This window comes from Ideonella sp. A 288 (genome assembly GCF_002198735.1).
Taxonomy (GTDB): domain Bacteria; phylum Pseudomonadota; class Gammaproteobacteria; order Burkholderiales; family Burkholderiaceae_C; genus Pseudaquabacterium.
This window is the reverse complement of record NZ_MWLO01000137.1, coordinates 167,487-187,653: the sequence shown is the minus strand read 5'-3', so window position 1 is coordinate 187,653 and position 20,167 is coordinate 167,487. Positions and strand designations below refer to the sequence as shown.

At 62.4% G+C, this 20,167-nt stretch carries 10 protein-coding genes, 2 tRNA genes and 2 rRNA genes; 8 read left to right on the top strand and 6 right to left on the bottom strand.

Features of this window, described 5'->3' with window-relative positions; all coding sequences use genetic code 11:
• The first annotated feature begins 299 nt into the window (after positions 1–299).
• The 4 genes from EOINJALH_RS20370 (at position 300) to EOINJALH_RS20355 (ending at position 5,314) form a co-directional block, all read left to right on the top strand.
• A 16S ribosomal RNA gene (locus tag EOINJALH_RS20370) occupies positions 300–1,828 on the top strand.
• 162 nt (positions 1,829–1,990) lie between these two features.
• A tRNA-Ile gene (locus EOINJALH_RS20365) sits at positions 1,991–2,067 on the top strand.
• 10 nt (positions 2,068–2,077) lie between these two features.
• Positions 2,078–2,153 (top strand) — tRNA-Ala (locus EOINJALH_RS20360).
• 282 nt (positions 2,154–2,435) lie between these two features.
• Positions 2,436–5,314, top strand: a 23S ribosomal RNA gene (locus EOINJALH_RS20355).
• The 16S and 23S rRNA genes sit together here with 2 tRNA genes alongside, the layout of an rRNA operon.
• Before the next feature lie 46 nt (positions 5,315–5,360).
• On the opposite strand, the gene EOINJALH_RS20350 is transcribed toward EOINJALH_RS20355, so the two are convergent.
• From EOINJALH_RS20350 to EOINJALH_RS20340, 3 genes are all read right to left on the bottom strand, one after another.
• A complete protein-coding gene (locus EOINJALH_RS20350; protein ID WP_088283422.1) occupies positions 5,361–6,542 on the bottom strand; it encodes a sugar transferase in 1,182 nt (393 codons plus the stop codon).
• Positions 6,543–6,829: 287 nt separating this feature from the next.
• Complete coding sequence (locus tag EOINJALH_RS20345) at positions 6,830–7,591, bottom strand: S1C family serine protease (RefSeq protein WP_088283420.1); 762 nt, start codon at positions 7,589–7,591, stop codon at positions 6,830–6,832.
• A 68-nt stretch (positions 7,592–7,659) separates the two neighbouring features.
• Positions 7,660–8,946 carry an N-acyl amino acid synthase FeeM domain-containing protein gene (locus EOINJALH_RS20340; RefSeq protein ID WP_199873435.1) on the bottom strand — a complete coding sequence of 429 codons (1,287 nt, stop codon included), beginning with the start codon at positions 8,944–8,946 and terminating at the stop codon, positions 7,660–7,662.
• Between the two features lie 444 nt (positions 8,947–9,390).
• Here EOINJALH_RS20340 and EOINJALH_RS20335 point away from each other — a divergent pair, with 444 nt between their 5' ends.
• The 4 genes from EOINJALH_RS20335 to EOINJALH_RS20320 are packed head-to-tail and all read left to right on the top strand — an operon-like array spanning position 9,391 to position 13,621.
• A complete protein-coding gene (locus EOINJALH_RS20335) occupies positions 9,391–10,131 on the top strand; it encodes an ABC transporter ATP-binding protein (RefSeq protein WP_088283418.1) in 741 nt (246 codons plus the stop codon).
• A complete protein-coding gene (locus EOINJALH_RS20330) occupies positions 10,128–11,537 on the top strand; it encodes an ABC transporter permease (protein WP_088283416.1) in 1,410 nt (469 codons plus the stop codon). Before EOINJALH_RS20335 ends, EOINJALH_RS20330 begins: the two co-directional genes overlap by 4 nt.
• A 31-nt stretch (positions 11,538–11,568) precedes the next feature.
• Positions 11,569–12,333: an outer membrane lipoprotein-sorting protein gene (locus EOINJALH_RS20325; RefSeq protein WP_404872781.1), complete on the top strand. Its 765-nt coding sequence runs from the start codon at positions 11,569–11,571 to the stop codon at positions 12,331–12,333.
• Positions 12,334–12,337: 4 nt separating this feature from the next.
• Entirely contained in the window at positions 12,338–13,621 is a 1,284-nt protein-coding gene (locus EOINJALH_RS20320) for a hypothetical protein (protein ID WP_088283412.1), read from the top strand.
• 118 nt (positions 13,622–13,739) lie between these two features.
• Here EOINJALH_RS20320 and prsT read toward each other — a convergent pair whose 3' ends face one another.
• Genes prsT through prsK form a run of 3 tightly spaced genes read right to left on the bottom strand, consistent with a single transcriptional unit; the run spans position 13,740 to position 20,010 of the window.
• Complete coding sequence (gene prsT / locus EOINJALH_RS20315) at positions 13,740–16,589, bottom strand: XrtA/PEP-CTERM system TPR-repeat protein PrsT (RefSeq protein WP_144290107.1); 2,850 nt, start codon at positions 16,587–16,589, stop codon at positions 13,740–13,742.
• Entirely contained in the window at positions 16,535–17,902 is a 1,368-nt protein-coding gene (prsR, locus tag EOINJALH_RS20310; protein ID WP_088283408.1) for a PEP-CTERM-box response regulator transcription factor, read from the bottom strand. The genes prsT and prsR overlap by 55 nt, the downstream gene beginning before the upstream one ends.
• Positions 17,899–20,010, bottom strand: coding sequence for an XrtA/PEP-CTERM system histidine kinase PrsK (gene prsK, locus EOINJALH_RS20305; RefSeq protein WP_088283407.1), 2,112 nt, complete (start codon positions 20,008–20,010; stop codon positions 17,899–17,901). Before prsK ends, prsR begins: the two co-directional genes overlap by 4 nt.
• Positions 20,011–20,167: the final 157 nt, after the last annotated feature.

Here is a 20,167-nt window from a genome sequence, read left to right as displayed (position 1 = left end):
CACAATCGTGGGCTGCGCTGCAGGGCAGTCAAGACGGTTTTGCGGCAGACGGGAAAAGATTCAAATCCCGAGTGTTTGACAGGGATTTAAAGTCAGATCATAATCCCATCTCTTTGCTGCACACGAACTTAACTGCAGCGAACGAAGCTCTTTAAAAATCAACAGCCGATAAGCGTGGGCGTTAGAAGGCGAGTGCCAGATGTTGAAAGACATCAGGTCTCATGGACTTTAAACGCTCACTGAATTGAATTTTCATGCAAGTGAAGTTCACTTCAATTCTTTGAGTAATTTTCAAGATCGAACTGAAGAGTTTGATCCTGGCTCAGATTGAACGCTGGCGGCATGCCTTACACATGCAAGTCGAACGGTAACGCGGGGCAACCTGGCGACGAGTGGCGAACGGGTGAGTAATATATCGGAACGTGCCCAATAGTGGGGGATAGCCCGGCGAAAGCCGGATTAATACCGCATACGACCTGAGGGTGAAAGCGGGGGATCGCAAGACCTCGCGCTATTGGAGCGGCCGATATCAGATTAGGTAGTTGGTGAGGTAAAGGCTCACCAAGCCGACGATCTGTAGCTGGTCTGAGAGGACGACCAGCCACACTGGGACTGAGACACGGCCCAGACTCCTACGGGAGGCAGCAGTGGGGAATTTTGGACAATGGGCGCAAGCCTGATCCAGCCATGCCGCGTGCGGGAAGAAGGCCTTCGGGTTGTAAACCGCTTTTGTCAGGGAAGAAATCTTCTGAGTTAATACCTCGGGAGGATGACGGTACCTGAAGAATAAGCACCGGCTAACTACGTGCCAGCAGCCGCGGTAATACGTAGGGTGCAAGCGTTAATCGGAATTACTGGGCGTAAAGCGTGCGCAGGCGGTCTTGCAAGACAGGTGTGAAATCCCCGGGCTTAACCTGGGAACTGCACTTGTGACTGCAAGGCTGGAGTACGGCAGAGGGGGATGGAATTCCGCGTGTAGCAGTGAAATGCGTAGATATGCGGAGGAACACCGATGGCGAAGGCAATCCCCTGGGCCTGTACTGACGCTCATGCACGAAAGCGTGGGGAGCAAACAGGATTAGATACCCTGGTAGTCCACGCCCTAAACGATGTCAACTGGTTGTTGGACGGCTTGCTGTTCAGTAACGTAGCTAACGCGTGAAGTTGACCGCCTGGGGAGTACGGCCGCAAGGTTGAAACTCAAAGGAATTGACGGGGACCCGCACAAGCGGTGGATGATGTGGTTTAATTCGATGCAACGCGAAAAACCTTACCTACCCTTGACATGCCTGGAATCCTGCAGAGATGTGGGAGTGCTCGAAAGAGAGCCAGGACACAGGTGCTGCATGGCCGTCGTCAGCTCGTGTCGTGAGATGTTGGGTTAAGTCCCGCAACGAGCGCAACCCTTGTCATTAGTTGCTACGAAAGGGCACTCTAATGAGACTGCCGGTGACAAACCGGAGGAAGGTGGGGATGACGTCAGGTCCTCATGGCCCTTATGGGTAGGGCTACACACGTCATACAATGGCCGGTACAGAGGGCTGCCAACCCGCGAGGGGGAGCCAATCCCAGAAAACCGGTCGTAGTCCGGATCGCAGTCTGCAACTCGACTGCGTGAAGTCGGAATCGCTAGTAATCGCGGATCAGCTTGCCGCGGTGAATACGTTCCCGGGTCTTGTACACACCGCCCGTCACACCATGGGAGCGGGTTCTGCCAGAAGTAGTTAGCCTAACCGCAAGGAGGGCGATTACCACGGCAGGGTTCGTGACTGGGGTGAAGTCGTAACAAGGTAGCCGTATCGGAAGGTGCGGCTGGATCACCTCCTTTCTGGAAAACGCACTCAATTTTTAGCGCTCACACTTATCGGCTGTCGTTGACAACAGAATTTGCTGTGGAGCGTGAGCTTGGTGAGCGTCGATAAGCGTTTGGCCTTGCCAAATCGCTTGATGCTCGCAATCAGATGGCTTGGCGCTTCAGTAACGAATGCGCGGGTCTGTAGCTCAGTTGGTTAGAGCACCGTCTTGATAAGGCGGGGGTCGTTGGTTCGAATCCAACCAGACCCACCACCCATTCGTTGGGGGATTAGCTCAGCTGGGAGAGCACCTGCTTTGCAAGCAGGGGGTCGTCGGTTCGATCCCGTCATCCTCCACCAATTCAATTTTTGTTGACCAAAGTATCTATTCGGATATTTTGGTCAGCCTAGCAAATATTGGCTGTTGTTCTTTAACAATTCATAGAGTCGAATCAGCGTTATCGACGGAAAGCACTTGGTTCGTAAAGGGACTAGGTGCACCGTGCCGTCGATAACTTTTTGATTGCGTCACCAAATTTCAACTCGAAAGAGATTGAAACGGCATAACGCGAAATACTCAATCGATCGCAAGATCGAGACAGTCCTTGACGATGCCTTTGTCAGAAGGCGTCAAAATTATAGGGTCAAGTGACTAAGTGCATGTGGTGGATGCCTTGGCGATTACAGGCGACGAAGGACGTGATAGCCTGCGATAAGCTTCGGGGAGCTGGCAAATTAGCTTTGATCCGGAGATTTCCGAATGGGGAAACCCACCCGCAAGGGTATCGCATACTGAATACATAGGTGTGCGAAGCGAACCAGGGGAACTGAAACATCTCAGTACCTTGAGGAACAGACATCAACCGAGATTCCGAAAGTAGTGGCGAGCGAAATCGGAACAGCCTGCGCAAGATAGCTATCGACTTATCAAAACGGAATGGAAAGTCCGACCAAAGAGGGTGATAGTCCCGTATGGAAAAAGTCTTTAGTGGTACTAGGTGCGGAACAAGTAGGGCGGGGCACGTGAAACCTTGTCTGAATATGGGGGGACCATCCTCCAAGGCTAAATACTCGTAATCGACCGATAGTGAACAAGTACCGTGAGGGAAAGGCGAAAAGAACCCCGGGAGGGGAGTGAAATAGATCCTGAAACCGCATGCATACAAAAAGTCGGAGCCTCGCAAGGGGTGACGGCGTACCTTTTGTATAATGGGTCAGCGACTTACATTCAGTGGCAAGCTTAACCGAATAGGGAAGGCGTAGGGAAACCGAGTCCGAATAGGGCGATTCAGTCGCTGGGTGTAGACCCGAAACCAGGTGATCTATCCATGGCCAGGATGAAGGTGCGGTAACACGCACTGGAGGTCCGAACCGACTAGTGTTGCAAAACTAGCGGATGAGCTGTGGATAGGGGTGAAAGGCTAAACAAACCTGGAGATAGCTGGTTCTCTCCGAAAACTATTTAGGTAGTGCCTCAAGTATTACCATCGGGGGTAGAGCACTGTTATGGCTAGGGGGTCATGGCGACTTACCAAACCATTGCAAACTCCGAATACCGATGAGTACAGCTTGGGAGACAGAGCACCGGGTGCTAACGTCCGGACTCAAGAGGGAAACAACCCAGACCGCCAGCTAAGGTCCCCAAAATTGGCTAAGTGGGAAACGAAGTGGGAAGGCTAAAACAGTCAGGATGTTGGCTTAGAAGCAGCCATCATTTAAAGAAAGCGTAATAGCTCACTGATCGAGTCGTCCTGCGCGGAAGATGTAACGGGGCTAAGCCAGTTACCGAAGCTGCGGATTTGCACGCAAGTGCAAGTGGTAGGAGAGCGTTCTGTACGCCTGTGAAGGTGGATCGTGAGGTCTGCTGGAGGTATCAGAAGTGCGAATGCTGACATGAGTAGCGTTAAAGGGGGTGAAAAGCCCCCTCGCCGAAAGCGCAAGGTTTCCTACGCAACGTTCATCGGCGTAGGGTGAGTCGGCCCCTAAGGCGAGGCAGAGATGCGTAGCTGATGGGAAACAGGTCAATATTCCTGTACCGATGTGTAGTGCGATGTGGGGACGGAGAAGGTTAGCTCAGCCGGGTGTTGGATGTCCCGGTTCAAGCCTGTAGTCGTGCCTGGTAGGCAAATCCGCCGGGCTTAGATGAGGGGTGATAACGAGGCGGCTTGCCGCCGAAGTGAGTGATACCCTGCTTCCAGGAAAAGCCACTAAGCTTCAGCTGCACACGACCGTACCGCAAACCGACACTGGTGCGCGAGATGAGTATTCTAAGGCGCTTGAGAGAACTCTGGAGAAGGAACTCGGCAAATTGACACCGTAACTTCGGAAGAAGGTGTGCCTTTAGTAGGTGAACCTGTACAAGGGGAGCCCAATGAGGTTGCAAAGAATCGGTGGCTGCGACTGTTTAATAAAAACACAGCACTCTGCAAAGACGAAAGTCGACGTATAGGGTGTGACGCCTGCCCGGTGCTGGAAGATTAAATGATGGGGTGCAAGCTCTTGATTGAAGTCCCAGTAAACGGCGGCCGTAACTATAACGGTCCTAAGGTAGCGAAATTCCTTGTCGGGTAAGTTCCGACCTGCACGAATGGCGTAACGATGGCCACACTGTCTCCTCCAGAGACTCAGCGAAGTTGAAATGTTTGTGATGATGCAATCTCCCCGCGGAAAGACGGAAAGACCCCATGAACCTTTACTGCAGCTTTACATTGGACTTTGAACAGATCTGTGTAGGATAGGTGGGAGGCTTTGAAGCCGGGACGCTAGTTCTGGTGGAGCCAACGTTGAAATACCACCCTGGTGTGTTTGAGGTTCTAACCTTGGCCCGTAATCCGGGTTGGGGACAGTGTATGGTAGGCAGTTTGACTGGGGCGGTCTCCTCCCAAAGCGTAACGGAGGAGTTCGAAGGTACGCTAGGCACGGTCGGAAATCGTGCTCATAGTGCATTGGCATAAGCGTGCTTGACTGCGAGACTGACAAGTCGAGCAGGTACGAAAGTAGGACAAAGTGATCCGGTGGTTCTGTATGGAAGGGCCATCGCTCAACGGATAAAAGGTACTCTGGGGATAACAGGCTGATACCGCCCAAGAGTTCATATCGACGGCGGTGTTTGGCACCTCGATGTCGGCTCATCTCATCCTGGGGCTGTAGCCGGTCCCAAGGGTATGGCTGTTCGCCATTTAAAGAGGTACGTGAGCTGGGTTTAAAACGTCGTGAGACAGTTTGGTCCCTATCTTCCGTGGGCGCTGCAAGATTGAGAGAGCCTGCTCCTAGTACGAGAGGACCGGAGTGGACGCACCTCTGGTGTATCGGTTGTCACGCCAGTGGCATTGCCGAGTAGCTAAGTGCGGAAGAGATAACCGCTGAAAGCATCTAAGCGGGAAACTCGTCTCAAGATGAGTCTTGCCGGGGCCTTGAGCCCCCTGAAGAGTCGTTCAAGACCAGGACGTTGATAGGCTGGGTGTGGAAGCGCAGTAATGCGTTAAGCTAACCAGTACTAATTGCTCGTGAGGCTTGACCCTATAATTTTGACAACACGTCAAATAAGTTGTGCCGTATTGGCCGCAATCAAAGCTCTGATTCGATACTCTGTGAATTGGCCCTTTCGATGTCTTCATCGAAAGAGCAACAAGTTAAGCCTGATGACCATAGCGAGGTGGTCCCACTCCTTCCCATCCCGAACAGGAGGATGATGTGGCCGACACGGGTGACACGGCTGTCCTGTGCTGCGGCCCATACGGGCTTGCCGTCTTTCTCGGCGTCGGTCCTCATGCTGCGAAACTTGTTGACCTTGAATGTGCGGCTGTTCAGGCCAACACGTTCCTGCCGGTAGAAGACGGGTCCCTTGCTCTCGAGCACGATGGCCAGCGTTGCCAGCAGCATCACTGGCGACGCCAACAGGATGAGGATCAATGAGCAAACGATATCGAAAACGCGCTTGACTGTGGTGCGGTAGACACCTTGGTTGAAACCGTCGCCGAAGATCAACCACCCCGCATTGACATAGTCGATGCGGATCTGGCCGAGGATCCGTTCGAAGTAGGTCGTGACGTCGAACACTCTGACTCCGGCGAGCTTGCAGTCCAGCAACTCGCGCAATGGCATGCTGCCCGCCCGCCGTTCCGTGAGTGCGACGACGATCTCGTCGACTTCGAGCTTGCGAGCGGTCTCGCTCAAGGATGCATATCCGGTGAGCCGATCGGATTCGGGCACTGCCGACTGGACCTCGTTCGGGCCGGGCAGGTAGCCGACCACCTTGGCGTGCGGGTCGACACCCTTGAGGGTTGCGCCGACCGACTGAGCGGCAGGACCCGCCCCAAAGATCAGCACGCGCGAGCCCATCTTCGAGCGGCCCAACCACTGGCCGACGAAGACACGCCGCACGATGACCACGCTCACCACCAGCATGGCGGACAGACGGATGGCTTCGCGGTCGGCAAACTCAATGGGAATGACGCGGAACATCTGGTGCGCGAACACCAACGCCAGCAGCAATGCGAACGCAGCGCGCACACATGACTCGACCAGTGAACGATTGCTCGACAGTTGGTACAGGCCCGAGGCCGTGTTGATGACGAACAACCCCGCGGCCAGAGAGACCACCTGGGGCCCGGCCATGGGAAGCATCAGGTTGAGACTGCCGGCCTGCACCGCAACGACCCCGACCAACAGGAGCAGCGCGAAGCCGAAGTCGAACATGATCCGCCGGAGCGTCCATGCATGGAAATAGTGATTGAAGACCCTGATCATCGAAAAGCTCCCGCGCTCACATGGCGCGCCAGACCACTGAAGGTCGCCGGGCAACCCGGTCTGATGTTTCGGCTTGTAAACGGCGTTTCACGTACTGCATATTTGCAGCGCCTTCGGCACTCTGGCCCGCGTAACGCCGCCGGGCCTGGAGGCCTCAACGCTTCTTTCAAGAGGACTTTACGGATCCCAACTCCCGCTTCGCAACCCCGACCTCGGGGGGGGGCGCGACCTAAGTCATGCCGACCACCAAGAGTGTGCCGTCGTTCGTGACCGGCGCCGTCGGTGCATCAGCGGCGTTCGAGCAACTCCGTCACATGTCGAACCGGAACGGCATACGTGATGCCTGAAGGCTGGCTGAGCGCAGACTCCTTGGTCGATTTCACATGGACCATGTTGATCACGCCCACGACCTGCCCCGTGCCCAGGTCGAACAGTGGGCTGCCGCTGTTGCCGGGATAGGCGGTGGCGTCGAGCTGGAGGACTTCGAAAGCGCCGTCACGCAGGCGCATCAAGGTCTTTTCGTCGAGCTGTCGGGCCGAGCCTGGCGGCAATGCGATGGCGGTGATGGCAGAAACGATGCCGCGGTGGGTCACCGGCACGACACCCAAGGCGGTGCCCAGCGGATATCCAATGAGTGCCACCGCGGTTCCGGGACGTGGCAAGCCCGCAGTCGACAGGGCGATCGCCGTCAACGGTGCGCCTTCGATCTCGAGGACGGCTACGTCATGGACAGCGTCGGAGTTGGTGTTTCCAACCAGGCGCAATTCGGGCGAGCCGGGCCGGCGCAACACGAGCACCGCCAGGCGATCGCCGACATCGCGTTCGGATAAGCCGGGCAGCACATGGGCGTTCGTGACGACGCGCGAGCCATCGCCGACGACGAAGCCCGTGCCCCGGAAGCTGAACCTAGGGCTCTTGACAGGGTTGTGGATCCCCACCGCCACCACCGAGCCGCGGTTGGCCTCGATGAGATCCGCGAGGTCCAGGGCTGCTGCGGGACCGGTGCTTGCCGCCGCTGCAAGCCACAGCAGCACATCACGTCGTCGCATCGGTCACCCCATTCTCAGCGTCAAGCCAGTCGATGTCGTTGGCAGCGCGCGCTGTCCATTTGGTGCGGTCACGCCACGGCGGGAACTTGTGTTTCGGCCTGGTCTGACTCGTCATGTTGGGGCGAACCGGCCGATGGCCTGTCGTGCATTCGTGTCGAGCGGGGTTGCAGCAGATCGCTGTGTGTCTGGCCCTTCTCGAGGGCCACGACACACTCCAGCCAAGCCTCATCCTGTCGAACCACCTTGAAGCCGTACTCGCGCACGCGGTCTCTACCGATCTGGTGGACGGCCTCGCAGTCGACAAACCCGTGCCGGCCTGTGCCCAACTCGATGTGCAGATGGCCCGCCATGCCCAGTTGAAGCTCGGATGCGCATTCTGCCCGGAAACCACGCCGTGACATCTCGATCACGTTCAATCCGACTGACGGCGGCTGACGGCCTGCCATCGGCGTGAACTCGGCAGGGCAGCGCACCGAGTACCTTGGATGACGTCGCCACGCAACCGCAGCAGGTGTCTTTACGGTGGGCAAGACCGACTGGTAGACGCCGGCATCGTAGATCGACCGCAGCAGCATGCGGCGACGGTCATCGAGTTGGGCGAACACGCTGGTGCAGTGGTTGAAGAAGTGGTCGATCAGTGCCGGCGTGAGCACCGGGTCGTTGGTCGTGTGATACGGCCGCACCGGTGCCCGGATGTTTGCCAGAGTCACGTCCACGAAATAGCGGTACAGGTTGCGCCGCATGCTCTTGCGCCCGTAGACCTGCCGAAACACCTGCTGTGCGCGATGGAGGTCCAGCGTGGCACCCACGGCCGGGGCGCCATTCGCGAAGTCGTAGTGATCGACCACCGCGGCTTCCAGGCGCTCGAAGAAGAGAATCGACTCGTAGAGCTCGATCTTGTCAGGGTTGACCGCGATGACGAGGTGGCGGGTGTCGAAGTACCGGGTGCAGTACTCGTACATGAACTTCATCAGGGGGAAGAGGATCCAGCCGCCGGTGGTCCGGAAGTCCGGGTGGATGGCCAGCGCAGACACCTCCGCGATCTGTCCGCGCTTCGCTCGCACACTGGTCAGGTCAAAGGCCGACTGCATGGGGAACCCGAAGACGCCGTCACGGATCAGCGTCATCGTCCCGACCACCCGGCCTTCGAACTTGGCGCACAAGGTGGTGGTGGTCGGCAACGCGTGGTAAGGCGTGACGCGCATGCCGGAAGGGTCCGGGACCATGAACCCGGCGGCCACGTAGGCGTCGTGCAGGAGCCGAAAACAAGCCTCCAGTTCATCGCGGGTCTCGGCGATCTTCAGTTCCAGGCGGGGGTCTGGCGACGGGTCGCAGGCCACCAAAGAGCGGAACAAGGCGAATCGCCAAGACCTGGGCAGTCGGGCCACTGCCAGCCGCACGGATTGTCGAATCCATCGCTGGAACTTGGACCAAGGGGATCGCGTCATGGTGTCCTTCGATGCACGGCAGTCACCGCGCGACGGTCGGCGACATGCGGTCGCGGACAGCGTATGGATCAATACGGCCTTTGCTGCTCCGACTTGAGCCCGCGGGCCCCACTTGTCGCAAATGCACACACATCAGGGGGTGGATGGGACCGCTGCGGCGTCGTGCCTTGCCGCCCTGCCTGTGGCGACGTGGGCCATCGCAGCAGGCAGGGCATGCAGGTGTGCTCCGAGCCACGGCGTTGGAGCCACGGTGTCCCTGTGTGGTGGCTGCAACGTCGCTCCCGCCTGCCCGGCAGCGGCGGGACGTAAACTCGATTCAGAGCCCGAACCCGGGCGGCGAAGACGCCCACCATGGCCCCTCAGACCACCCAAGCCCCGGACGATTCCCTGGCGCCCGTCGCTGTGCTGACCAAGGTCGAGAAGTCCTATCGCCTGGACTCGGTCAGTGTCCCGGTCATCCAGCGTGTCGATCTGCTCATCCGGCCCGCCCACTTTACGGTGCTGCTGGGGCCGTCCGGCAGCGGCAAGACGACGCTGCTGAACATGCTCGGTTGCATCGACCGGCCCGATGCGGGTGATGTGGTGGTGGCCGGACAGGACATCAACCGGATGACCGACGATGAGGTGTCCGACTTCCGGGCGCGCCACATTGGCTTCATCTTCCAGAATTTCAATCTGCTGCCGGTGCTCACGGCCTACGAAAACGTCGAGTACCCGCTGCTGCTGGCCGGAACGTCCGCCAGGATGCGTGCCGACCGGGTGCCGAAGCTGCTGGATGCCGTCGGGCTGGCCGACAAGGCCCGGAACCTGCCAGGACAGTTGTCCGGTGGACAGCGGCAGCGTGTGGCCATCGCGCGGGCGCTGGCCCGCAAGCCCAAGCTCGTGATCGCCGATGAACCGACGGCCAACCTCGACAGCAAGACCGGTGCGGCCATCCTGACGTTGATGCGGCGCATGCAGGAGCGCTACAAGATCTCCTTCGTCTTCTCGTCGCACGACCGCAGCGTCATCCGTGCGGCCGACGACACGATCTTCCTGAAGGATGGCGTGGTCCGGGCGGTCAGTCGCAAGCACGCCGAGGTCGACCGGTGAGGACGCTGTCGCTGGCATTGCGCAACCTGCTGCGCAATCGGCGGCGCAGCATGGCCACGATCGTGGCCATGGCCATCGGCTCCATGGCGATCCTGCTGTTCGGCGGCTACCGGGCCAACATCGACTACACGATGCAGACGGCGTACGTCCGTGCCGGCGGGCACCTCCAGGTGCAGCATCGCGACTTCTACCTGTACGGCAGTGGCAACCCGACCGCGTTCGGCATCGCCGACTATGCGCGCATCGTGGATGCAATCAAGGCCGACCCCGTGCTGCGCGACATGGTTTCGGTGGTCACGCCGACGCTCCAGTTTGGCGGCATCGCCGGCAACTATGCCGCCGGTGTGTCCCGAACGGTCATCGGCAGCGGGCTCGTGGCCGCAGACCACTCGGTGATGCGCGCCTGGAACGAGTACCACGTTCCCGTGGACGCGCCAGCGTTCCGGCTCGACAACTCGGGACGCAATGCGGCGATCGTCGGCGTCGGGCTGGCGCGCGTTCTGCAGTTGTGCGCCCCACTGCAGATCACCAACTGTCCTCAACCCCAGAAGGATGTCGTCGATGGTGGCGCTGCGCTGCCGGACGACATCGCCCAGTTGAGTGCGCGGGAAGCCAAGGCGGCCGCGCCGAAGGCCGGCGCTGCCGCCGGCCGGCAGGACCGGAGCATCGAACTGCTGGCCAGCAGCGCCAGGGGCACCCCCAACGTGGCCGGCCTCGACGTCATCCATGCCGAGAGCCAGGGCTTCAAGGAACTCGATGAAGTGTTCATCGTGCTGCACCTCGCGCAGGCGCAGCGGCTGGTGTATGGGTCGGCGCAGCCGAAGGCCACCTCGATCCTCATCCAGCTCAAGAGCGGCAAGTCGATGTCGGCGGCCCAGGCGCGCGTCGACAGCCAGTTGGGCCGCTGGTCTGGTGGCCAGCCGCTGGCGGTCCGCGATTTCGGGGCGCTGAATCCGTTCTACGTCCAGTCGGTCCAGATGTTCGATACCTTGTTCGGCTTCATCTTCGTGCTGATCGGTGGCATCGTGCTCTTCACGGTCAGCAACACCATGAACACGGCCGTGGTCGAGCGAACCGTGGAAATCGGCACGCTGCGGGCGATCGGCCTGCGCCAGTCCGGGGTTCGGCGCCTGATCGTGGTCGAGGGCACCCTGCTGGGCCTGGCCGGCGCCGTGCTGGGCGCCGTGGTGGCGGTGACTGCGGCTGGGCTGGTCAATCAAATGGGTCTGAAGTGGCTGCTGCCTGCTGCTGCGGAGCCCTTGCCCCTCGTGTTGAACGTCTGGGGCGAATCCGGGATGATCATCGGCACCACCGTCGGGCTGATCGTCATCGCCACGCTGTCGGCCTGGTGGCCCGCCTATCGGGCTGCACGACTCAACGTGGTCGATGCCCTTCGCCACACCTGAAACCCTTCCAGCCGAAGCCTGATCCATGACGATACGCAGCCTGTTCCTGGCCGCCCTGGTGTTCGTGCACCTGGCCGCATCGGCGGCACCCGATGCACAAGAACTGCTCAGGGCGAGCGACGCCATCCGCAACCCCGGCCGGCCGTTTGCCGTCAAGGTGACGCTCGCCGAGTTCGAGGCCGGCAAGCAGGTCGACGCCAGCACCTTGATGACCTACTCGCGTGCCCAGGACAACAACGGACAGTTCGCCAGCCTCGTGAGCTTCGTGCTGCCCGCCCGGGACGCCGGCAAGCTCATGCTGCGCAACGGTGACGACCTGTGGTTCTACGACCCCAGCACCAAGGCCAGCGTGCGGCTGTCACCCCAGCAGCGACTGCTGGGGCAGGCCTCGAACGGCGACGTGATCACCGTGAACCTGGCGAAGGACTACAGCGCCAAGCTGTTGGCCGAAGAAGACGTGACCGACGGCGAGCGCAAGACGCGCAAATCCTACAAGCTGGGTTTGACCGCCACCTCCAACAGCGCCACCTACACGACGATCGAGTACTGGGTCGACGCCGAGAACAATCGGCCGATCAAGGGGCGCTTTTTCGCAGAGTCCGGGCGCCTGCTGAAGACCGTGTACTACCGTCGATATCAAGCGCAGTTGGGCCGCGAGCGGCCCACGGAGACCGTTATCATCGATGGCCTGAATCCGCAGTCGGTCACGTTGATGCGCTTCACCGATTTCGCCATGCCGGCGATTCCTCAGACTTGGTTCCATCGCGACCACCTGCCGAGATTCCAACCGGAGTAGTGCCTTGGATCAGTTGTACCGCACCGCCCTCGCTGGATCGGTGATTGCCTTCGCGTCGACTGTCGTCTGCGCCCAAGGCGCCGACCCCGGGCTCGACGCCCTCGACCTGAAGGCGGCCCCTGCAGAGGCCACGGGTGCCGCCCCCAGCCCCACCCGACTGGTCGTCGAAGGTGCCCTGGGCGCTGCAGATCTCCGCTTTGGTCTTGGGCACGAAGACAGGCAACGGCTGTCCATCGACCTGGTTCACCGCACCGTCTTGGCCCCGGGCTGGCGCGCCACCCTGTCCAACCGCCTCGATCACCTGCACCCGCGCCGAGCGGGCGGCAGCGCCACGCTCAACAGCCTGCGGGAGGCCTTCGTCAGTTGGACCGATGGCGCCGGCGCCACCATCCTCGACGCGGGCCGCGTGAACCTCCGGCACGGCCCTGCATACGGCTACAACCCCACAGATTTTTTCCGGGACAACAGCTTGCGCGCCGTCACGACGGCAGATCCCATCGCATTGCGCGAGAACCGTCTTGGCACCGTCGCGCTGCGTGGTCAGCGGCTGTGGAAGGACGGCTCGATGGCGGTCACCTGGTCACCGAAGCTCGCGAACTCGCCCAGCGGCGAAGCCTTCAGCCTCGACCTGGGGTCGACGAACAACCGACATCGGGGGCTCGTCTCGGTCAACCACCAATGGTCGGAACGGCTCAGTGGACAGGCACTGCTCTACAAGGAAGCCGGTCTGCCGGTTCAGCCGGGCGCCAGCCTGACGGCCCTCGTGTCCGACGCGGCCGTGGCCCATGCCGAATGGTCCTATGCCCGCGAACCCAGGTTGATCGACCGCGCCCTGGGCTCGACTGCACATCGTGCGGCCGGCCATCGCCTGGCCGCCGGCTTGACGTACACGACGGCCCGCAAGCTGTCGATCACCGCCGAGTGGCAGGCGAATGGATTGGCGATGAGCCAGAGCGAATGGGACGCCGCTGCCGCCTCAGGCGGTGGCGCCGCAATCGGCCGATACCTGCAGGAAGCCGAACGTCGCCTCGATCTGGCCGCCAGGCGTGCGGTCATGGTTTATGCCGTGCAGCGTGATGCGGGCGTCAAGAACCTCGATCTCACCGCCTTCGTGCGGTGGAATACGGCAGACCACAGCCGGATCAGTTGGCTGGAGGCGCGCTATCGGTGGCCGAGCACCGACCTGGCCCTCCAGTGGCAGCACCATGGCGGCCGACAAGGCACCGAGTTCGGGTCGATACCCGATCGCCAGACGATCCAGGCTGTTTTGGCCTACCACTTCCGGTAGCGTTCGCTGCGCCGCCCTCAGCGGCTGCCTGCACGATCGCGCATTCGGGCACATAGACATGGCCCGGTGAACGCGTCACCGCCAGAGGCGGCTCAACGCCGCATCAGCACGTCGCCAGTCATCCCCCGGCTTCCTTCAGCAAGGTCGACACTTCAGGTTGCCCGGCGAACTTGGCGCCGAGTTTGGCCAGCGTTTCGAGCTCCGTGCGCGCTTCAGCCTTCTTGCCGTCCTTCAGCAAGAGCTTGGCCAGGTGCAGACGCAACCCGGGGTTGTTTGGCGCAATGCTGGTGGCCTGGCGTGAGGCCGAGATCGCACCGGGCAGGTCCTTGGCGGCTTCCAGGGCGAACGCCAGCGTGTCGTGCATCGCGGCACTGTCGGGGTTGATGCGGACGGCTTTCTGCGCAAACTCGACGGCGCCCGTCTTGCCCTGGCGGGCCATCATCCAGCCGACGTTGTTCAGCGCCAGCGCATTGTTCGGCTCCAACTTCAGGGTTTCCAGGTAGCGCTGCTCGGCCACTGCAAAGTTGGTGCGGACCAGGGCCAGGTCGCCGAGGTAAATCAGGAAGCCGGCATCCTTGGGGTTGGTCGACAGCCAGGTGGCCTCGAACTTGTCCGCCTCGGCCGTCCGTTTGGCCGCCACCAGCGCCTCGTGCAGCCGCACCGGCAGTGCATCCGGGTTCTTCTTGTCCAGGCCCTTGCGGTAGGCGGCGATGGCCGCATCCCAGTTCTTCTGGCTGGTCTCGACATCGCCTTCGAACATGTAGCCGACGGCGTCGTTCGGGCGCTGCTTCTGCATCGTCCGGGCCACCTCGATGCCCAACTGCGGCTTCTTCATCTGCAAGGCCACGCTGATCAGGCTGCGTTGCGCAGCGATCACCCCGGGCGCCAGATCGAGCGCCCGCCGCAGGTTGAGCATGGCCTCGTTGAGGTTGTTGGCCAACAGGTGGGCGTCGGCCATGCGCAGGTAGGGCTCCGGCGACTTCGGGAACAGGGTGCTGAACGTGGCGAAGGTGTACAGCGCCTGGTTGTAGTCGCCAGCGGCGGTCTGCGCCTTGCCCAGGGCCTCGAGCAATTGGCCGTCGTTCGGTATGGCGGCCGTGGCCGCCTGAGCGGCCACCATCGCACCCTTGGCATCGCGTCGGGACAGCAGGTAGTTGATCAGGAAGAGACGCGACGCCTTGTCATTCGGATTGGCCTGGATGGCCGCTTCCGCGGCGCGTTGGACGTCCTCCGCGCTGGCGCCGGTGCGCGCCTTGACGTCGGCCAGCGCGAGCAGGGCCTGTTCGTTCTTCGGATTCGCCTTGAGGAAGTCGGTGTACCGCTGCAGGGCCGCATCGCGCTTGCCCTCGACGGCATCGAGGCCGGCCAGGCTGGACACCGCAGGAAAGAATGCCGGGCTCTTGCTCAGAGCCAGTTCGAAGCTCTTTCGGGCTTCCGGCAGATTGCCCAGCAGGAACAGGGTGCGGCCGCGCAGGTTGGACGGCAGCGGATTCTTCGGGTCCTTCTTCTCGAAGGCCTCGATGGCCTTCAGCGCTTCGGGCAGTTCGCCGCGCCGCAGCCTGGCGCTGATCAGCGCCATGTCGGAATGGGTTTGCTTGTCACTCGCGGCGATCGATTCGAGTTCGCTGAACGCCGCGCTGGTGTTGCCCCGGGACAGTTGCGTCAGCGCCACCGCGGTGCGCAGGCGCGTGTCGTTGGGCTCGAGCTTGGCGGCCTTGAGGAAGAAGGCTTCGGCCGTCTTCGGGTCGCCGGCATGCAGGTGGGCCTCTGCGGCCAGGGCGAGAGACTCCTTGTCGTCGGGGAAGGCCTCCAGATTGGCGCGCAGGACCGAAAGCGCCTTTGGCGGATTGCCCATCTTCAGGTACGTCGTCGCGAGCAGCCGCCGGGCCAGGGGAAGGTTGGGCGTGAGGCTCAGCGCCTTGGCCAGGTAGGTCTCGGCCTGGACCAGTGAGTTCATCTGCAACTCCACTGCACCCGCAAACTGCAACAGGCGCGGCTCCGTCGGAGCGATCTGGAGCAGCTTGAGCGTGATCTCGCGGGCCTGCTTGAAATCACCGGACTGCGAGGCAATCTGCGCCTCGAAGAACTGCGTCTGCGGATGGTTCGGCAGCACCTTCTTCATGGCCTCGAACTGCGCCTTGGCCTTTTCGCCATCGCGACGGGCCAACTGGATGCCGATCAGGGCCGTGTGGGCCGGCAGCGATTTGGGCGCGATCGCGAGCACCTTCTCGAAGGTGGCGATGGCGCCATCCGTGTCACGCTTCAGGTGCTGCTGGAAGCCGCCCTTCAGCAACAGCGCGGCCGTGCTGCCAGATTCCTTGGCGATCAGCCCGTCGAGGATGGCGAGTGCGCCATCGTAGTCACCGGCCGATCCTTTCAGGCTGGCCTGCGCCAGCAACACCTGCGGCGCCGAAGGGGCCAGCGCCACGGCCTTGTCGACGCGGGCCTGGGCCGCGTCCTTGTCGCCCGTCATCAGCGCCGATTCGGCCAGCACCGCCTGGAGCTGGGCGGCGGCTTCGGGTTGCGGCAGGTCGACCTTGCCAAACTCCTCGAGCAGCTTCTTGTGCTCACCTCGATAGAGCAGTGCCCGCGCCAGCTTCGGTGCCACCGCCTCGACCGGGTGCTTGAGGTCAGCGGCCTTGCGCAGTTCCACTTCCGCCGATGCCGCATCGCCCATGTCGAGCAGGGCACTGCCCAACAGGAACCTCAGTTCCGCCGACGCCGGTGACTGCTGCAGCGCTGACTTGAGCTGCACAGCGGCAGCGGCGTGGTCGCCCTTCTTGGAGAATTCCTTCGCGCTGGCCGCGGGATCGGAGCTGGAGCCGTCGCCGCAGCCGGTGGAGAGCAGTCCGGCAACGACCAGCGCCGCGGCGCCTGCAAGGGTTGAAGCATTCATTCGGTGTTGTCTTTCGCTCATCGGATGGCCAACCGATGCATCAGGTCGTAGAGGGTGGGGCGGCTGACACACAACAATTCCGCCGCCTTGACGACATTGCCGTTTGTTCGCCCCAGCGCGGTGAGCACGGCCTGTCGCTCGGCCGCCTCGCGCACCACGCGCAGGTCGAGTTCGCCGGAGGTGGCGGATTCACCCAGGTCGTCGGGGCGCGGCAGGCCGATGTCCTCGCAGTTCACCAGGGTGCCCTCGGCCATGATCGAGGCGCGTTTGACCGCATTGAGCAATTGGCGAACATTGCCCGACCAGGCGTGGGCCTCGATGGCCCGCAACGCGTCGTCCGAGAAGGTCAGCGGTCCCCGCTTCTGGTCCTGCGCGAAGCGCCGCAGGAAGGCATGCGCCAGCAGCACCGCATCGCCCTGGCGCGCCCGCAGCGGCGGGATGTCGACAACGATCTCCGCCACGCGGTAGTACAGGTCCTCGCGGAAGCGGTTCTCGGCGATCTGGGTCTTCAGGTCCTGGTGGGTGGCGCAGACCACGCGCACATCGACCGGGATCTCCTGCCGTCCCCCGACGCGTTCGATCGTGCGTTCCTGAAGGAAGCGCAGCAACTTGGCCTGCAGGCCATGCGGCAGGTCGCCGATTTCGTCGAGCATCAGCGTTCCGCCGTTGGCCGACTCGATGCGGCCCGGGGTGGTTTTGGCCGCCCCCGTGAACGCCCCCTTCTCGTAGCCGAACAGCTCGCTTTCGAGCAAGGCGTCGGGGATCGCGGCGCAGTTGATCGCGACGAACTTGCCGCTGCGTTTGGAGGCCTGGTGCAGCCCCTGGGCCAGCACCTCCTTGCCCGTGCCGCTCTCGCCCAGCAGCAGCACGGTGGCGTCGCTGGAGGCCACCCGCTCGATCAGCCGGCAGATGCGCAGCATCTCGGGGTCACGGGTCATCAGGCCCGACAACGCGTCCGGCTGGTGCAGGGCCTGCAGGCGGCGGTTTTCCGCTTGAAGTTCCGCCAGTCGCAGCGCGCGATCGATGGTCAGGCCCAGCAGGTCGGGCTCGAACGGCTTGGCAAAGAAGTCATAGGCCCCCATCGACACTGCGCGCAGCGCGTTCGACTGGTCGTTCTGGCCGGTCAGCACGATGACCTTCACGTCCGGGTCGCTCTCGAGCAGTTGCTCCAGCAGTCGAAAGCCTTCGGACACCGAGTCGGGGTCCGGCGGCAGCCCCAGGTCCATCGTGACGACGGGCGGCCGATGCCGGCGAAACTGCTGCAGGGCACTGTCTCGGTCGGCGGCGGTGACGGTATCGAAGCGGTCCAGCGACCACTTGATCTGCTTTTGAAGCGCCAGATCGTCTTCGACGATCAACAACTGCGGACCGCTGGACGCACTCATTGCACGACTGGTGAGCGCAGATCGGTGTCGCGCGACGCGTCGAGCAGGGGCAGCAGGATGGTGATGCTCGTGCCCTGGCCGACGGTGCTGTCGACGTGAACATGGCCACCGAGCTCGCGGATGTACTGCTGGCTCTCGTAGGAACCGATTCCCATGCCATTGACCTTGGTTGTCTGGAACGGGCGGAACAGGCGATCCTTGATGAACTCGCTGCTCATGCCCATGCCGTTGTCCTCGATGACGATCTTGGCCTGACCACTGTGCCGGGACAGCCGCACCACGACGGTTCCGGACGCTGGGGTGGCATCGAGGGCGTTGTGCACCATGTGACCGAGCACGCGCTCGAGGCGCGCCTCCTGGCCGCGCGTGGAAACTCTCGACTGGATCTCGACACCGATGCTCCTGCCACGTGCCGCCGCCATCGCTTCCAGGCGCTTGACCACCGGCACCAAATCCACGCCGCTCTGCCCCTCCTTGCCGGGCTCGCCTTCTCGGAGTTGAACCATCAATTGGCGCATCTTCTCGAGCGAGCTCTCGACCGTGATGAGCATATCCTGCTGGAACTCCGGGTTGTCGCGCAGCCTCTGGGCGTTCCGCATCATCAATGACAGTTGCGTCACGATGTTCTTGAGATCGTGGACGACGAACGCGGACATCCGGTTGAACGCATCGAACTTTCGGGCCTCGAGCAGGGCCTCGGTGGCCTGCTGCTGGCCCAGGAAGCTGGCCGCCTGCCGGCTGGCGGTCTTCAGCAGGTCGGTGACTTCCCAGTTCAGGGCGATGCGCGCACGCGGCCTGGACAGCACCACGAAGCCGATCAGCCTGTCGGCCAACGGGAGCGACACGATGAGCCAGGCGTTCGGCACTTCATCGAGCCACGCCGGCAGGCTCAGGCCAGGGTAGCGGCCCGGCGCGGACTTCACGTCGTCGATCTCGAGCACCCAGCCGGTGGACAGCAAGAAGTGGCAGAACGGCGAATGCAGCGGCTCGCGCTGGTTGCCGGCGGGCGTGTTCCAGCGGTGGGTCTGCACCAGGTCTGCGCCGTCGGTGTCCAGGCCCCAGAGGGCGCCGCCAGGGCACTCGAGCAGGTCGGCCAGGCCCTTGATCACCTGCTCGCCCACCTGCTGCGGGGCCCCGCCGCCGGCCAGGGTGCCGGTGAAGCGCAGCCACTCCTGGCGGTAGTCGTATCGGTAGCGGAAGAAGTTCTTGCCCAGGAACACCTTCAGCCACGCGCGCAGTGAGCCGGAGACGGCCAGCCCCACCAGCAACACGGCGCCCGCCACCACCACCACGATCTGCAGCGGCCGGCCCCAGGTGCCACCGAGATAGCGCACGTAGTAGCCAGCGGCCGCCATCAGGATGAGGTAGGCGCCGGCGAGGATCAGCGACGCCGAGTACAGGACCAGGTCGCGGGACAGCTGCACCCGGGCGGCCCAATGCGCCTGCCGCCGCATCGAGATGTAGAACAGCGGGGCCGCAATGGCATGCACGAAGCTGCGGATGGTCAGTGCATCGGCATCGGGCTGTCCGGCCAGGAAGGCCTCGGTGTACATGTACACATCGAAGCCGAAGATGCAGGCCAGGCCCAGGCACAGGGGCTTGGCGCTCCAGCGCGCGCTGTCCTTCTGGTTGCGGAACAGCTGTTCGATCAGGAACAGGCCGTACACCGCCGCCGCCAGCGGCAGGCCGCGGGCACCACGGCTGGCCACGGCACCGTCCGCCAGGGGTTCCGGTTCGCCGACCAGGGTGGCCAGCATGGCCGCCACCAGGCCAGCGCCCAGCCCCACCATGAGCCGGAAGGGCCAGGAGGCCAGGCCGCGCCGTGGCGCCAGCAGCCACCACAGCAGGCCAAACCAGGCGGCATAGCGGGCGATGTCCAGGGTGCGTGCGGCCACGGGCAGCCAGGGCGCCGTCCAACCGCTGGCCGCAAACTCGAGCCAGCCCCAGACGGCTGTCGTGCCAACGGCCGCCACCAGGGCCCAGGCCTCGCCCCTGCCCCTGGGTTGCTGGTGCGTGTTCCTGACCAGTGCCGCGGACAGGACCGAGAACAGCAGCGCGGCCAATGCGTGGCCGTAGGAGGCCAGTTCAACGGGGTCGGGACTGGGCATGGGGTACGCGAGGTGGCCTTGTCGGGTCAGCGGCCGAGCCGGGTCGGATGGCGGGGCACCCGGGGGCGCGGTCGACGCGCCACGTCGCCCGCGCCGGACGCGCTTTGGCCCTCATGATGCCGCAAGGCGTGCTGCGGGCACCGAACGGAAGGGCACC

Coding starts and splice junctions, on each gene's coding strand:
- EOINJALH_RS20335 (WP_088283418.1), top strand. CDS start 9,391: ATGGCCCCTCAGACCACCCAAGCCCCGGACGATTCCCTGGCGCCCGTC.
- prsK (WP_088283407.1), bottom strand. CDS start 20,010: ATGCCCAGTCCCGACCCCGTTGAACTGGCCTCCTACGGCCACGCATTG.
- EOINJALH_RS20345 (WP_088283420.1), bottom strand. CDS start 7,591: ATGCGACGACGTGATGTGCTGCTGTGGCTTGCAGCGGCGGCAAGCACC.
- EOINJALH_RS20350 (WP_088283422.1), bottom strand. CDS start 6,542: ATGATCAGGGTCTTCAATCACTATTTCCATGCATGGACGCTCCGGCGG.
- prsR (WP_088283408.1), bottom strand. CDS start 17,902: ATGAGTGCGTCCAGCGGTCCGCAGTTGTTGATCGTCGAAGACGATCTG.